We start from the raw sequence: 15,300 nt of genomic DNA, 5'->3' as shown, positions 1-15,300 counted from the left end.
AATTCCGTAACATTAGTCATAATGGAGGGTTATATTTACAACTTAACTAAAACTGGATAATCCATGAATTTAGAAAACGTTGCCCATAGCGAAGATCGCTCCATCTTTAGCCATGATATTTTCAAAGCGACTATCGCTTTCACGTTCATTCTAGTTGTTGCCTATTATGCCTCTTCCTTCATCATTCCAAACGATGGCGGACACTTATTAATCACCGCCGCGGCAATAGGCGCTTACATGGCGCTGAATATCGGCGCCAACGATGTCGCCAATAACGTCGGCCCGGCAGTCGGCTCCAAAGCGGTGTCGCTGTTCGGCGCGATCCTTATCGCCGCCGTTTTTGAGGCCGGGGGCGCGATTATCGCCGGCGGCGATGTGGTCGGCACGATCAAAAAAGGCATCATAAACCCATCCCTGATCAGCGACACCAGCACCTTTATCTGGCTGATGATGGCGGCCCTGTTGGCCGCGGCAATCTGGCTGAATATCGCAACTGCGTTAAATGCGCCGGTATCGACCACGCATTCGATCGTCGGCGGCGTGTTAGGCGCCGGCATTGCCGCCGGCGGCCTGGGCATCGCCAATTGGATGGTGTTCGGCAAAATCGCAGCCAGCTGGGTGATTTCTCCAGTTTTCGGCGGCGTTATCGCCGCCTCTTTCTTATACCTGATCAAACGCACGATCACTTACCAGGAGGATATGGTTAAATCCGCTAGAAAAGTCGTGCCTATATTGATCGCGCTCATGTGTTGGGCATTTTCCACCTACCTGCTACTGAAAGGGGTGAAGAAAATCTGGAAAATCGATTTCATGACCGCGACCAGCATCGGACTGGCCGTCGCCGTTGCCGCTTATGTTGTCGTCACGCCTCTGCTCAAAAAAACCGCATTCAAACTTGAAAACAGCAAAGAAAGCGTCAACACCTTATTTTCCCTGCCCCTAATTTGCTCGGCAGCCTTATTAAGTTTTGCTCACGGCGCCAATGACGTGGCGAATGCCGTAGGTCCGCTGGCGGCCATTAACGATGCCGTGTTCAGCGGCGGCGTCGCGACCAAGGCGGCGATACCTTTATGGATCATGCTGGTTGGCGCGCTGGGCATCTCGATTGGTTTAGCCCTATATGGCCCCAAGCTGATTCGCACCGTCGGCAGCGAAATTACCGAATTGGATAAAATGCGCGCCTTCTGTGTCGCGATGGCGGCCGCGATCACGGTCATCATCGCCAGCCAACTCGGACTTCCGGTCAGTTCCACCCACACCGCGGTGGGAGCGATCTTCGGCGTAGGATTTTTACGCGAATACCTGAAACACAGCAATGCCAAGAGAATCGCCAAAATTCGCGAGCATCACGAACACGCCGACCCGGAAAAAGTCGAAGCCTTATTAGAGGAATTTGAAACCGCCACGATTGAAGAAAAGGCGAAGATGCTTAAAGACTTGAAAGCGAAAACCGCATCAACCGAGCTGACCCGTAAGGAACGCAAAAGCCTGAAAAAAGTTTATCGCCAGGAACTGGTCAAACGCTCACATCTATACAAAATAGCGGCGGCCTGGGTGATTACCGTGCCATTATCCGGACTCCTGGCGGCTTTCCTATATTTTACTATCCGCGGCTATATGCTGCCTTAGCCCACCCTGATCTAGTCAAGTCCTTGGCTACCGGATCAGCAATTCCCACTTTGGCGTTCAAAAAGGGCATGGGGTGTGTTTGGCGAGGATGTCGGCAGCAAGGATGCTGCCGTCAAGCCCCCAGGGATGGGTTTACGGCGCTCCTCGACTGACACACCCCATGCCCTAAACCCTGCAAAAATACTTAAACTGGGAATTGCTGCTACCGGATCAACGCTTGCCAAGGACTTGACTAGAGTAAGCGATCTTACCCCCTTTAGCATAGTCTGAAATTGTCGAACTATCGGCTAATGCGCCCTCTCCCTTGCGTTTGCTGTCGACAAGAATATTCTCAATAAACCTTTACGACACTAGGCACGTCGTTTATTTCAAGATAAACTAAAACAAATAAGTACGCGGATAGGCTTTTCCTTAACACAGCCTCCTACTAGTACCTAGTCATGTTATATATGACGGGTACTCGGTAGGTGGCAGCAACTCCCAGTTTGGAGTTCAAAAATGCTCAAACCGGGAAATGCTGCTGCGGTAGGTGCGAATTTATTCGCATTGCTCAGCTAAATCTGCGCCTACACTCACAATTGCCGACAGAATAATATTGACTATGTACTTGGGCTACAAGGAAACTGCAGTTTTCCTTGACCGAGTGTACAGAAACCCTGGATGGATCCGTTCAAGCGATGGCGCCCCAATAATAAAGCGCCCGTTTCGGACAAGTTACGCCATAACTTTCCTAACATTGAAAACATAAAGGATATAACCGGCTTCGGGCCTAATAATGTTTACATCGCCAATCGATCCGTTAAAAAATTTCATCCAAATCGATAATCACCATAAATGGATTTTTTGACGCCCCATTCATTAGGGGGCTCGCATATTATCACGCCTTTTTTTCACAAGCTGTCAGCCTGTGTCATAGGCATTTTTGTGTCTTTTGTTTTTTCGACCATCGCCCTGGCCGCTAACCATACAGTTTTGGTTATTTCCGATACCGAATCAAAAATCCATGATCAAGTGGTCAACGAATTACAAAATCAGCAATTCACCGAGCAAGCCTTTAACATCGAATATCGGCGTCTGGACCAAGTCAACAGCAACGCGCTCAGACAAAACAATATCGCCCTGGTCATCACCCTCGGCTATCAAGCCGCCTTATTGGCCAATCGGTCCGATATGGTGACACTTAACACCCTGCTACCGAAGCAGAGCATGGCGGATGAAAAACTTTGCATCCTAGCCCAATGCCCGGAGCTGCCTCGGCATTACGGCCTCTACCTTGACCAACCCATCGCCAGACAGTTGAATCTACTTACCACAACCCTGTCCGGGGTAAAGTCGGTCGGCGTTTTGACCGCCGACTTTTCCGTCAATAAACTCGAGGCGTTAAAAGAGCAAGGAAAACAGCGCCATTTGCAAATCAACAACCGAAGCGTTAGCTCCGCTAGCGAAATCAACAATCAACTGAACGAATTAGTCAAGGAATCCGATGTACTGCTGGCGTTGCCCGATCCTTTGATTCATAATCGTAGGACGATACCTTATCTGCTGTTAACCAGCTATCGCTACAATGTCCCTGTCATCGGCTTTTCCAAAGCCTATGTCAACGCCGGCGCCATTGCCGCGGTCTACTCCTCGCCCAGACAAATTGCTCGACACATCTGGGAGCTGGCCACCCGCATTCTACTCGCGCCAAAAAGCATGAAACAAAGAACATATCCACCAAAATATTTCTCCGTCAACATAAATAGAAATGTCGCGCGCAGCCTTGAATTTCACTTGCCAGAGTCGGAACAAATAAAATTAAAATTATTACGGCTGGAAAAATGATTTTTCCATTTGAAGATGATAACATTCAACGCATTAGAGACTTGATTTGCAAACCCCGATGTCGACCGACACAACCGCACCGCAAAAAGCCGCTTTAGAGTTCAAAAGCACCTCTTTAAACGTGCCTGCCCTGATGTTAATCAGCAACAATCTTGTGCATATTGAACATCAATTACAGGAAAAAATAGCACAGGCGCCCGAGTTCTTTAAATATTCGCCGGTGTTAATCGATTTACGGGAGCTGAACAAGCGAGAACAGACGCTTAATTTAGCCGACATTGTCAACGTCCTGAGAACTCATCATTTTCTACCGATCGGCATTAGAGGCGGCAGCGAAGAACAGAACCAAAGCGCGATAGAACTCAACCTGCCGGTGCATTCTGCGCATGCATCACAACCTGACGCCAACAATCCGCAAACGGAAAAAACAATCGTTCCGGAGACCGAACAAAGCCAGAAGCAAAGCGAACCGGCTGCCGCCGCTACGCTCGAAAACAAAACCGTCACTCATCCGGTACGCTCCGGACAGCGAGTGTACGCCAAAGGCGATTTAATTGTTACCGCCACCGTCAGCGCAGGCGCCGAAATCATGGCTGAGGGCAATATCCATGTTTATGGCTCACTCAGAGGCAGGGCGCTGGCCGGGGTTCAGGGCAATTGCGACAGCAGGATTTTCTGCTCTGATTTGCAGGCAGAACTAATTTCCATCGCCGGTAATTACAAGATCAGCGACGAACTCGATGACTCCATGCGCAACAAACCCGTACAAATCAGCCTGCAAGATCAGGCGCTTATTATTGAAGCTATTTAACTCTTTTTGGAGGAATATACATTGGCCAGAATTATCGTCGTAACATCAGGTAAAGGTGGCGTTGGCAAAACGACGACCAGTGCTGCAATCGCCATGGGGTTGGCAAAAAAAGGGCACAAAACAGCCGTAATAGACTTTGATGTTGGCTTGCGTAACCTTGATTTAGTCATGGGCTGCGAACGTCGCGTCGTCTACGATTTTATCAATGTGATCCACGGCGAAGCCTCGCTGAATCAGGCGCTGATCAAAGACAAGCGTTGCAACCAGCTTTACATACTTCCGGCCTCCCAAACCCGAGATAAAGAAGCCCTAACCAAAGAAGGGGTCGGCCAGGTACTGGAGGAATTGTCCAAGGATTTTAAATACATCGTCTGCGACTCCCCGGCAGGCATCGAACGCGGCGCCAACCTGGCCATGTACTTTGCCGATGACGCCTTCGTCGTCACCAACCCCGAAGTCTCCTCGGTCCGAGACTCAGACCGCATGCTGGGCATCTTATCCAGCAAATCGCGTCGCGCCGAAAACGGCGAAGAACCTATACGGGAATACCTCTTGTTATCGCGTTATTCTCCGGATCGGGTTAAACTGGGGGAAATGCTGAGTGTCGATGACGTCCAGGACATTTTATCACTCCATCTGCTAGGCGTGATTCCGGAATCCAAATCGGTATTGAATGCATCGAATTCCGGTGTGCCTGTTATTCTCGATGAACAAAGCGATGCCGGACAAGCCTATGCTGACATCGTGGACCGTTACCTCGGTGAAGACAAACCGCATCGTTTCATTGATGAAGAGAAAAAAGGGTTATTCGGTAAGCTGTTCAGGAGTAAGTAATGAGTTTGTTAGATTATTTTAGATCAACTAAACCCAGCTCAGCTTCAGTGGCAAAAGAGCGGTTACAGATACTAGTGGCCCATGAGAGATCCGCCCGCAATCAGCCCTCTTATCTTCCCCAATTGCAGCAGGAATTGTTGGCTGTCGTACAGAAATATGTCAACGTCGGTGAAGACGCCATTTCTGTCAATTTGGAACAGGATGAAAACCAGGAAACTTTGGAGCTCAATATCGTCCTACCCGATGAGCAAAACAAACAAAACTGATTTTATTACCAACCATGATGAGGAAACACCATGTCTAATGTAGCAATTGGCGATGCAGCCGGCAAGATCTGGAAATATCTGGATAAAAATGGCGAAGCTAGCGTATCTAAAATCACCAAAGAAACCGGCCTGGGCAAAAACGATGTGCAGCGCGCCATCGGCTGGCTATCTAAAGAAGACAAACTCAGCTTTGAGATCAATGGCCGTACCGAAACGCTGTCGCTTAAATAAACGTCGGATAATAACGGGAGTCAAGCGCCGAGACGCTCACGTCTCGGCGCAACGATTGATCGGCCGCCTATAGCAAGAATATGGTGGCCAATCCAAGGAAGGCCATAAAGCCGATCACATCGGTCACCGTGGTCAGCAACACCCCGCCCGCCAAGGCAGGATCGATGCCCACTTTATCCAGAACCACAGGAATGCTGGCCCCGGCTAGGGCGGCACAGACCAGGTTAATCACCATCGCGGCCCCCAGCAACAATCCCAAACTGGCGCTCTGAAACCAGACCCCGCCGATCAAGGCGACGACCACGGCCCACAAGACTCCGTTAACCCCCCCTACCGAAAGCTCCTTTAATAATAAGCGGCCGGCATTCGCGCCACTCACCTGACGCAGCGCCAGACCGCGCACCACGAGAGTCAACGTCTGACTGCCGGCGATACCGCCCATGCTGGCGACGATAGGCATCAACACCGCCAAGGCCACGATCTCCGCCAGAGTCGCCTCGAACAGGCCTATCACCCAAGATGCCAAGAAGGCGGTGAACAGGTTGACCCCCAACCAGACGGCGCGGCGCTTAGCGCTGGTCATGACCGGCGCAAACATGTCCTGTTCCTCATCGAGGCCGGCCATGCTCATGATCGAGTGATCGGCCTCCTCACGAATGATGTCCACTACATCATCGATAGTGATCCGCCCCATCAAACGACCATTATCGGTCACCACCGGCGCCGACAATATATCTCGCTGCTCGAACAGAATCGCCACATCATGGGCTGGCGTTTGGTAAGGTATGCTGGTGGCATTGGTGTCCATAACCGCCGCAACCTTGGTTGCCCCATCATGCGTCAACAAAGTTTCCAAGGACAATATGCCCTGAAAATGATCATTCCTGTCGACGACGATCAGACTATCGGTGGAAGGCGGCATATTGCCGCGCTGGCGTAAATAACGCAGGACCACATCGAGGGTCACATCGGCCCTTATCGTCAACACATCCAGCGTCATTAAGCCGCCGGCGGTATGATCATCATAGGCTAATGCCGACTCCAGACGATTGCGCTGATGCACGCCCATCGATTCCAATACCTGGGATAACAAAGGCTCCGGCAACACTTGCAGCAGATCCACCATATCATCGGATTCAAGATTTTCGGCCGCCTTGATCAAATCGTTGCGATCGGTGATTTTCAGCAAGCCCTCTGCCACCTCGGTATGGACCCTGACTAAAATTTCCCCCATCACATTAGGAGGAATGACGGCCCAAACCCGGGCTCTTTGTTCTGCTGTCAGCGACTCGAGAATAAGCGCCGTTTCCGCCGGGTACAAGGAATGAATCAAATTCCTAATTTCAAATTGCGAACCTTTCTCCAGCGCTTTCAGAGTCCGATCCAATAGAGGTTTTGTGTCTTCTTGCTGTACTGTCGTTGGCATAAAATAACGGGTTCCTAAATTTTTAAGTCTGTATCCACATCATGCCGATACCTGAGTTCAATTTGCCGCAATCATGGCCGCTTTCGCATCACTGCAGCTCTCGATGCCTGACAATGACATTATGAGCCGATTGTTGAAAATGTTTGACCAGCAGGTCGACCAAGAACACCGAACGATGCTGTCCGCCTGTGCAACCGATCGCGACGGTCAGATAACTGCGGTTATCGGCTTCGAATTTGGGCGCCCAGCGTTCAATAAAATTCCTGACATCTTGAAAATATTGCTGCACCACATCTTCATCCTGTAAAAAGTCTATCACGGCCTGATCTTTTCCGGTCAGACCTCGCAAATCGGCCACCCAATAGGGATTCGGCAATGTCCTAGCGTCAAACATGAAATCCGCTTCCAGCGGAATGCCATGTTTAAAGCCGAACGATAAAAACTGGATCACCATCTGCCTTTCATTGCCTTCCCCTAGCTGGCTTTTCAGTAATTCCCGAAGCTGGTGATAATGGGTATGGCTGGTATCGATAATGACATCGGCGCATTTCGCCACCGGGCGCAACATATCCTTTTCCATGCGCAATGCCTCTTTCAGCGGAATATTCAGATCGCTCAGCGGATGCCGACGCCTGGTTTCGCTATAGCGTTTGAGCAGTATGTTTTCCTCTGCCTGTAAATACAGGACATCGCACTCGATACCTTTTTTTCTGATAAAGTCAAGACAGCCCGAGAAGTCCGCCAACTTTTCGGTCTGATTTCTGGCATCGATGCCGATCGCGGTCTTGGCGCATATTTTTTTATCGTCCAGCATGACATCGCTGATAAAGTCTTCCAATAACGTAAAAGGAAGATTATCAACGCAAAAATAACCGCAATCTTCCAAGGTATCCAGGGCAATGCTTTTGCCCGACCCGGAAAGCCCGCTGACGATAATGAGTTTCATAGTTTCTAAGAAGCAAGTTAAAGGCAAAAGATTCGAGACGTTAACGCTATGGGCTTTGTAAAGCTAAAGCCCTGCTCGCCTTTCATCTTCCGCCTTTTATTTCTTATCTGTGGCTGTTCATTTTTTCTTTATGCTTGATAATTTGTCTATCCAACTTATCAACCATGTTATCGATAGCCGCATACATGTCTTCCTGAGTATCTTCGGCAAATAACTTCGCGCCACTGACCTGCACGGTCGCTTCCGCTTGTTGCTGAAGTTTTTCCACCGTCAAAATCACATGAATATCGGTCACATTGTCAAAATGACGTTTGAGTTTACTGATTTTTTCTTCGACATAATTTCTCAATGAATCGGTTACGTCTACGTGGTGTCCAGTTACACTTACTTGCATGGATTACTCCTGGTTTAAAAAAATTGTATTGAAATTACCAAACGCCTAAAGAATTCTTTTTCTTTGGCTGGACGACGGAATCGACATCGACTCCCGATATTTAGCTATGGTGCGCCGAGCGACATTGATCCCTTTTTCCTTTAACAGCTCGGCTATTTTACTATCGCTCAGCGGTTTTGCCGGCATTTCATTGCCGATTAACTCCTTGATGAACGCTCTAATCGCCGTCGCCGAACATTCCCCACCGGCATCGGTGGAGACATGACTGGAGAAAAAATATTTAAACTCTATTATACCATTAGGCGTATGCATATATTTCTGCGTTGTCACCCTGGAAATCGTCGACTCATGTAGATCGAGCTCTTCGGCGATGTCGCGCAAGACCATCGGCTTCATCGCTATCGGCCCATGTTCAAAAAAATCCTTCTGTTTTTCGACGATGCTTTTGGCGACCCTGAGCAAGGTATCGTTGCGACTATGCAAGCTCTTGATGAACCAACGCGCTTCTTGCAAATGATCCTTCATACTGACGTTATCCCGGCTGTTGTCGGCGCGCTTGATCATCCCCGAATAGAGAGGATTGACTCTCAGTTTCGGCGCAATATCGGGATTTAGACTGACCACCCATTGCCCCCTGGCCTTGCTGACAAAGACATCCGGAATCACATATTGAGAGTCATAGTTTTGCAAATAGGCGCCCGGCTTCGGGTCCAACGAGCGAATCAGGGCAATCGCCTGCTTCAGCTGGCTTTCATTAACATCAAGACGTCGCATCAGCTTGCTTTGATCGTGGGATGCCAATAAGTCCAGATGCCGGCTGACCAATTCCATGGCCTCGTGTTTAAAAGAGGTATCCTCGGGCAATTGCAGCAGCTGAAGTCTCAAACATTCGCCCAGATCGTTCGCTGCGACGCCCACCGGATCGAAATTCTGCACCCTGTGCAACACCGCCTTGACCTCATCGAGCTCAAGCTCTTCCAATTGCTCCGACAACCCTTGAAATATCTCCTCCAGCGTCGCGCCCAGATAACCATCCTCGTTAATCGAATCGATGATGGCAATGGCGATGGCGTGATCACGTTCCGAGATAGGCGCCATTTCCAGCTGCCATAATAAATGGTCTTGCAGTGTTTCCGCCTTACTGCGGAATGTCTCGAACTCCACCGCTTCACCGACTTCAGCGCCGGAGGGCAGAGAGGCCTCGAATACATCATCCCAACTACTGTCCACCGGCAGCTCGTCTGGAATATCAGATTGTGAGCCTTCGCTAGTCACCTGGTCGCTGATATCGGTTTTTCTCTCTGGACGCTCCTGACTGAGGGATTCTTCCTCATCAAGCTCCAGCATCATGTTCGACTCCAAGGCCTGTTGAATCTCCTGCTGCAAATCCATCGTCGACAACTGCAACAATTTAATCGCCTGCTGCAATTGCGGCGTCATGGTCAAATTCTGACCGATACGAAGTTGTAATGATTGTTTCATGGCTGTCAGATTCTTATAAACTGAAGTTATCGCCCAAGTAGACCTTGCGCACTTCTGGGTTAGCGACCAATTCGGCCCCGGTACCGCGGGCAATAACCTCGCCATTATTGAGTATGTAGGCGCGATCACAGATTTCTAGCGTCTCCCTGACCTTATGCTCGGTAATCAAGATACCAATGCCTCTGTCCTTCAAATGGGCGATGATTTTCTGTAGATCAATGACCGAGATCGGATCGACGCCTGCAAAAGGCTCGTCCAACAAAATGAACTGCGGATCGGTCGCCAAGGCTCTGGCAATTTCCACCCGTCGCCTTTCCCCGCCCGACAGCCCCATCGCTATCTGATCGCGCAAATGAGTAATGCTGAACTCATCCAGTAGCTCCTCTATCAACAACTCCGCCTGGCCCGCTGTCAGATCCGAACGGATCTGCAACACCGCCCGTAAATTATCCGCGACGCTAAGCTTACGGAATACCGACGGTTCTTGAGCCAGATAACCGACGCCCAATCGGGCCCGACTGTGCATCGGGTGGTCGGTGAGCCTCAGATCATCGATAAAAATATCGCCGCTGTCAGCCCTAATCAGGCCGACCACCATATAGAAACTGGTGGTTTTTCCAGCCCCATTCGGCCCCAGCAGCCCCACCACTTCACCGGTATTGACCTCAAAACTGACGTCGCTGACTACTTGACGTTTATTGTAACTTTTAATTAGCTTTTCAGCAGTTAAGCGGGTCATGGCTATTGCGTTTTCTTCTCTTTGGGCATGAACACCGAGTGCACGCGTTTCGAATCGGATGATTTCTCCCCGGCCTTGATCAGCGCGTTTTTACTGTCATAGCGAATCAAATCGCTGGCCGACTTATTGCCGGCTTGCCAAACCACAGCCTCTTTCTTCAAGATCAGTAGGTTCTTGTTGGGATAGTATTCACCGATTAGGGCTTCACCTTTGATTTTTTCCTGGCCTTCGCCCGGCAATTGCTCGAACTTGGCTTTTTCCCCGGTCGCCACCATCTTACTGATCTCGCCCTGTTTCAGATAAACCACCAGCTTATCGGAATCCACGCGAAGGCTGCCTTGAATCGTCACGACATTGCCGGTGTAAACACTGGTCTGCGCCTTATCGTCATAAGTCGCGGTATTGGAATCGATATAAATGGGTTGCTCGGAATCGCTTTCCAGCGCCATTGCTCCCGTACTGAACAATGCCAGCCAGCAAGCGACTAAATTAATTGACTTCATAGCGCCCTTTTACCTTTGCTAACAACTTCAAATGAATAGGTTCGACGAAAGTGACCTCCATGCCGACCCCCGTCGTTCTGTTAGGCGGGCTGATGATTTCAGCCCATTCGTCCGTTTCCGCATAGTTATCCGGTAACTTGACCCGCAATTCCGAGGTATTGATCGTCAGCGGTTTGACGCCTTCACCGGACTCGCGATTAATATGAACCTTACCATTCAGCAGCAAGTCCTCGCCATTGCGCGACAATATACCGCTTTCCGACCGAATCACCCAGGGACTGACACTGTTGTTATAAAGCGTCATCACCGGGTTTTGCAAATGGGTGGCGCCATCGCCGCTATAATGGATCATGCCGTCCGCCAGCAAATCACTATGCGGGATGCCGGCGTCACTCATCTCGGTCTTGCGATAACCGTTGCTGAAATAATCCGGACTGTTTTTCATCGCGACGGTGACGCCAACGTCGTCCTTCTCGCTCAAATCGACCCACCACCAAGAAACCAACGCCAATATCAACAAAAAAATATAGAGACGATAGCGCTGCAAGATCATATTAAATATCGCTGTAACGCCGTCTCGAAAGTGCCCTGGGCCTGCATGATCAAATCGCAGACTTCTCTGACCGCACCTAGACCGCCGGCAGTTTCGGTGCACCAGTCGGCATATTGTTTGACGGCAAAATTCGCATCACTTACCGCAACGGCAAATCCCGCTCTGACCATAATCGGCAAATCCATCCAGTCATCCCCGACATGGGCGGCTTGTTCCGCCGTGACTCCGGTTTTTGCCAACACCTCGTTAAAGGCGGCGATTTTATCTTCATGCCCCTGATAGACATGCTCGATCCCTAGGTTTTTCATTCGCAAGGCCACCGAACTGGATTTACGTCCGGATATGACCGCTATTTCGACGCCGCTTTGTCTCAACAACTTGACGCCATGACCATCACGGGCATGAAAGCTTTTATATTCTCGACCCTGCTGATCAAAAAACAAGCGACCGTCGGTCAAAACGCCATCGACATCGAGGATCAACAACTTGACCTGCCGAGCTTTCGCCATAATCTGCGGACTGACAAAGTTCACTTTTTCTCCTTAACCATTCGTCTAAATTTTATACAATCCCGGCCCGCAGCAAATCATGCATGTTCAAGGCGCCGACCAATCGTTGCCGCTCATCCACGACGAGCAAGGCATTGATTTTTTTCTGCTGCATGATCTGCATCGCCTCGGCGGCCAGGATCTCTTCGCTAATCATCGCGCATGGCGACGTCATCACCTCGGTAATCCTCGTATTATGCACATCCTGCCCTTTCTCCAGCATGCGACGCAAATCGCCGTCTGTAAAAATCCCAGCCACTTTACGACTGACGTCGACGACCGCGGTCATGCCAAGTTTTTTGCCGGTCATTTCCAACAATACATCGCAAACCCAGGCGTCCTGACTGACCGCCGGCACCTCATCACCGCGATGCATCAAGTCATCGACCCTCATTAACAGGCGCTTCCCCAGACTGCCGCCGGGATGCGACAAGGCGAAATCATCACGGGTAAAACCGCGGGTTTCCAGCAACGAAACGGCCAAGGCATCGCCCATGACCAAAGCGGCCGTGGTGCTGGCCGTCGGCGCCAAGCCCAAAGGGCAGGCTTCCTGCTGCACGGCGACATTGAGATGGGCCGCAGACAATTTCGCCAACGTCGACTCGGGATTGCCCGTCATCGCAATCAACGGCACTCCCAGGCGCTTGATGATCGGCAAAATCGTCACGACTTCAGAGGTTTCACCGGAATTTGACAGCGCCAACACCACATCTTGACCAGTAATCATACCTAGGTCACCGTGACTGGCTTCGCCCGGATGGACGAAAAATGCCGGTGTGCCGGTGCTGGCCAATGTCGCGGCTATTTTTCCGGCGATATGGCCGGATTTTCCCATGCCGGTGACCACGACACGACCTTTACAGGACAGCATTAGATGACATGCTTTGACAAATTGTTCGTTGACTTGTTCAGTCAGCGCCTCCACCGCCTGTTTCTCGACATTGATGACGGCCAGCGCCAAGGCCCTGATATTTTGGTCCTGCTGGTTCATAACACCGCCACCGCCTCTTGATAAATAAGCCATTGATAGGCGCCATAGGCCGCCACCAACACAGCCCCCTCCAGACGATTGACCCTGCCGCGACGATTAAAGCCATAGCCCAACAAGAACAAAGCGAAAGTAAAACCCAGCATCACCGGGAAATCCCTGGTCAGCACGCTCTCGGCGACCGGTCCCGGTGCAATCAGGCCTGGCAGCGAATAAACGGCCAACAAATTATAGATATTGGAACCGATGACGTTACCGATCGCCAAATCATCTTCTTTTTTGAGCACGCTGGCGATCGATGCCGCCAATTCCGGCAGACTAGTGCCCAAGGCGACGATCGTCAAACCGATCACCAGGTCGCTGACGCCAAAAGATTCGGCGATATTGACCGCCGCCCAGACCAGCAAGCGCGAACTCAACAACAGCCCGACCAAGCCCAGCACAAAAAAGGTCCATGCCTTTAAATTGGACATGCCGACCGGTATCTCGGCTTCCAATTCTTGTTCAAAAACATCCTCTTTGCGCAGATCTTTTTTTGCCGTGCGCGCCAACCAAGCGATGAACAAGGCGAGCACCGCGAACATCAACATGCTATCCCGCTCACTCAAGCCGTCGAAAGCCATCAAAAAACACATGATGCTGATTAAGGTCAGCATCGGAAGCTCTCTTTTCAACAAAGTCGAATGAAACGTCAACGGCGCAATCAGCGCGGTGCTGCCTAGAATCAAGCCAATATTGGCGACATTAGATCCCAAGGCGTTGCCCACCGCCAGACCGCTGTTTCCTTGCAGCGAGGCGATGGCCGACACCAGGATTTCCGGCGCCGACGTCCCCAGACCCACGATGGTTAAACCGATCAGCAACGGCGATACCCCAAGATTCCTGGCGATTGACGCCGTGCCGCTTACAAACTTATCGGCCGCCAACACCAACACGACCAAACCGCCCGCCAAAGCAATAAAATTGATCAACATCTCTATTTTGGTTCAAAAATTGCCTATTATTACATGTTTACAACAAATTTTGTGCCTATCTATGCGGCGTTTTTCAGTCCGTTATCAGTAGAACATTGATTTATCAAGCCGTCTGCCGCATTGACAAGCACTCCGTCGACGGCGGACGAAAGCTTTGTCCTCGCATCTTTGCGCCGGGCGTCCCGCCAACCGCCAACTGCCAACTGCCAACGATATATTTAACCAAGCTGTTTTCACGATTCGCGCGTTCGCTGATTGACTTATCCCGCCCCTCCCATACAATATAACGGCTTATTTCAACAGAAAGCCCTCTCACTATCAGGCGTATGGACAACAGCGCAAGCCATGAAAACAAGCTAGTTTCGATAAGAAATCTGACCTTTTCCCGCGGCCCCAGAAAAATTTTTGACGACATTTCCCTAGATATCGAACGGGGCAAAGTCACCGCGATCATGGGCCCTAGCGGAACCGGCAAGACCACCCTATTAAAATTGATCGGCGGCCAGCTTCATCCGGATCAAGGCAGCATCAATGTCGACCAGCAAAATGTGCATAGCCTGAAACTCAAGGAACTATACAATTTGCGCAAACGCATGGGCATGTTGTTTCAAAGCGGCGCACTGCTGACCGACATGAATGTCTTCGACAATGTCGCCTTTCCGCTACGCGAACACACCCATCTGCCGGAATCGATGATACGCACCCTGGTATTGATGAAGCTGCAGGCCGTCGGATTGCGAGGCGCCAGAAACCTGATGCCCAGCGAACTGTCCGGCGGCATGGCCAGACGGGTGGCCTTGGCCAGGGCGATTGCCCTAGACCCGATGATGATCATGTATGACGAGCCCTTTACCGGCCAGGACCCGATTTCGATGGGCGCGCTGGTGCATTTGATCAAATCGCTGAACACGACGCTGAGCCTGACCAGTATCATCGTCTCTCATGACGTTCAGGAAACAGCCGCCATCGCCGATTATATTTACTTGCTTTCGGGGGGTAAAATCGTCGGCCAAGGCACTCCCGAGCAACTGGTCGACTCCGATTCCGAATGGGTGCAACAATTCATGCATGGCAAGGCGGACGGCCCGGTTCATTTCCATTATCCTGCGCCAGACTATGTCGACGACCTGCTGTCCTAAAGAATCCGCTTAC

General features: G+C 50.6%; 17 protein-coding genes. 7 read left to right on the top strand and 10 right to left on the bottom strand.

Features of this window, described 5'->3' with window-relative positions:
• Nucleotides 1-63 precede the first annotated feature (63 nt).
• The 6 genes from Q9L42_RS07450 to Q9L42_RS07425 all read left to right on the top strand — a co-directional run bounded on the left by Q9L42_RS07450 (nt 64) and on the right by Q9L42_RS07425 (nt 5,595).
• A complete protein-coding gene (locus Q9L42_RS07450) occupies nt 64-1,629 on the top strand; it encodes an inorganic phosphate transporter (RefSeq protein WP_305909067.1) in 1,566 nt (521 codons plus the stop codon).
• Between the two features lie 924 nt (nt 1,630-2,553).
• Nucleotides 2,554-3,453 (top strand): ABC transporter substrate-binding protein, encoded by a 900-nt coding sequence (locus Q9L42_RS07445; RefSeq protein WP_305909068.1) that lies wholly within the window; start codon nt 2,554-2,556, stop codon nt 3,451-3,453.
• A gap of 58 nt (nt 3,454-3,511) precedes the next feature.
• Nucleotides 3,512-4,264: a septum site-determining protein MinC gene (gene minC / locus Q9L42_RS07440; RefSeq protein ID WP_305909069.1), complete on the top strand. Its 753-nt coding sequence runs from the start codon at nt 3,512-3,514 to the stop codon at nt 4,262-4,264.
• Nucleotides 4,265-4,285: 21 nt separating this feature from the next.
• On the top strand, nt 4,286-5,098 hold the full coding sequence (minD, locus tag Q9L42_RS07435; protein ID WP_349432483.1) for a septum site-determining protein MinD: 813 nt from the start codon (nt 4,286-4,288) through the stop codon (nt 5,096-5,098).
• Complete coding sequence (gene minE, locus Q9L42_RS07430) at nt 5,098-5,364, top strand: cell division topological specificity factor MinE (protein WP_305909070.1); 267 nt, start codon at nt 5,098-5,100, stop codon at nt 5,362-5,364. Before minD ends, minE begins: the two co-directional genes overlap by 1 nt.
• Nucleotides 5,365-5,394: 30 nt before the next feature.
• On the top strand, nt 5,395-5,595 hold the full coding sequence (locus Q9L42_RS07425) for a winged helix-turn-helix domain-containing protein (RefSeq protein WP_305909071.1): 201 nt from the start codon (nt 5,395-5,397) through the stop codon (nt 5,593-5,595).
• A 67-nt stretch (nt 5,596-5,662) separates the two neighbouring features.
• On the opposite strand, the gene mgtE is transcribed toward Q9L42_RS07425, so the two are convergent.
• The 10 genes from mgtE to Q9L42_RS07375 form a co-directional block, all read right to left on the bottom strand.
• Nucleotides 5,663-7,021 carry a magnesium transporter gene (gene mgtE / locus Q9L42_RS07420; protein WP_349432480.1) on the bottom strand — a complete coding sequence of 453 codons (1,359 nt, stop codon included), beginning with the start codon at nt 7,019-7,021 and terminating at the stop codon, nt 5,663-5,665.
• Between the two features lie 88 nt (nt 7,022-7,109).
• Nucleotides 7,110-7,967 (bottom strand): RNase adapter RapZ, encoded by an 858-nt coding sequence (gene rapZ / locus Q9L42_RS07415; RefSeq protein WP_349432478.1) that lies wholly within the window; start codon nt 7,965-7,967, stop codon nt 7,110-7,112.
• Between the two features lie 103 nt (nt 7,968-8,070).
• A complete protein-coding gene (hpf, locus tag Q9L42_RS07410; protein WP_305909074.1) occupies nt 8,071-8,361 on the bottom strand; it encodes a ribosome hibernation-promoting factor, HPF/YfiA family in 291 nt (96 codons plus the stop codon).
• A gap of 45 nt (nt 8,362-8,406) precedes the next feature.
• On the bottom strand, nt 8,407-9,843 hold the full coding sequence (locus tag Q9L42_RS07405; protein ID WP_305909075.1) for an RNA polymerase factor sigma-54: 1,437 nt from the start codon (nt 9,841-9,843) through the stop codon (nt 8,407-8,409).
• 13 nt (nt 9,844-9,856) lie between these two features.
• Nucleotides 9,857-10,582, bottom strand: coding sequence for an LPS export ABC transporter ATP-binding protein (gene lptB / locus Q9L42_RS07400; RefSeq protein ID WP_305909076.1), 726 nt, complete (start codon nt 10,580-10,582; stop codon nt 9,857-9,859).
• A gap of 2 nt (nt 10,583-10,584) precedes the next feature.
• A complete protein-coding gene (lptA, locus tag Q9L42_RS07395; protein WP_305909077.1) occupies nt 10,585-11,085 on the bottom strand; it encodes a lipopolysaccharide transport periplasmic protein LptA in 501 nt (166 codons plus the stop codon).
• On the bottom strand, nt 11,072-11,638 hold the full coding sequence (gene lptC / locus Q9L42_RS07390) for an LPS export ABC transporter periplasmic protein LptC (protein ID WP_305909078.1): 567 nt from the start codon (nt 11,636-11,638) through the stop codon (nt 11,072-11,074). Before lptC ends, lptA begins: the two co-directional genes overlap by 14 nt.
• Nucleotides 11,635-12,171: a 3-deoxy-manno-octulosonate-8-phosphatase KdsC gene (gene kdsC, locus Q9L42_RS07385; protein WP_305909079.1), complete on the bottom strand. Its 537-nt coding sequence runs from the start codon at nt 12,169-12,171 to the stop codon at nt 11,635-11,637. Before kdsC ends, lptC begins: the two co-directional genes overlap by 4 nt.
• 28 nt (nt 12,172-12,199) lie before the next feature.
• Nucleotides 12,200-13,177 carry a KpsF/GutQ family sugar-phosphate isomerase gene (locus tag Q9L42_RS07380; protein ID WP_349432474.1) on the bottom strand — a complete coding sequence of 326 codons (978 nt, stop codon included), beginning with the start codon at nt 13,175-13,177 and terminating at the stop codon, nt 12,200-12,202.
• Nucleotides 13,174-14,148 carry a calcium/sodium antiporter gene (locus Q9L42_RS07375; RefSeq protein ID WP_305909080.1) on the bottom strand — a complete coding sequence of 325 codons (975 nt, stop codon included), beginning with the start codon at nt 14,146-14,148 and terminating at the stop codon, nt 13,174-13,176. The genes Q9L42_RS07380 and Q9L42_RS07375 overlap by 4 nt, the downstream gene beginning before the upstream one ends.
• A gap of 326 nt (nt 14,149-14,474) precedes the next feature.
• Between Q9L42_RS07375 and Q9L42_RS07370 the strand changes: the two genes are divergently transcribed.
• On the top strand, nt 14,475-15,287 hold the full coding sequence (locus Q9L42_RS07370; protein WP_349432472.1) for an ABC transporter ATP-binding protein: 813 nt from the start codon (nt 14,475-14,477) through the stop codon (nt 15,285-15,287).
• Nucleotides 15,288-15,300 lie beyond the last annotated feature (13 nt).

Source organism: Methylomarinum sp. Ch1-1 (assembly GCF_030717995.2).
GTDB classification, from domain to species: domain Bacteria; phylum Pseudomonadota; class Gammaproteobacteria; order Methylococcales; family Methylomonadaceae; genus Methylomarinum; species Methylomarinum roseum.
This window is presented reverse-complemented; position numbering and strand designations above follow the sequence as displayed.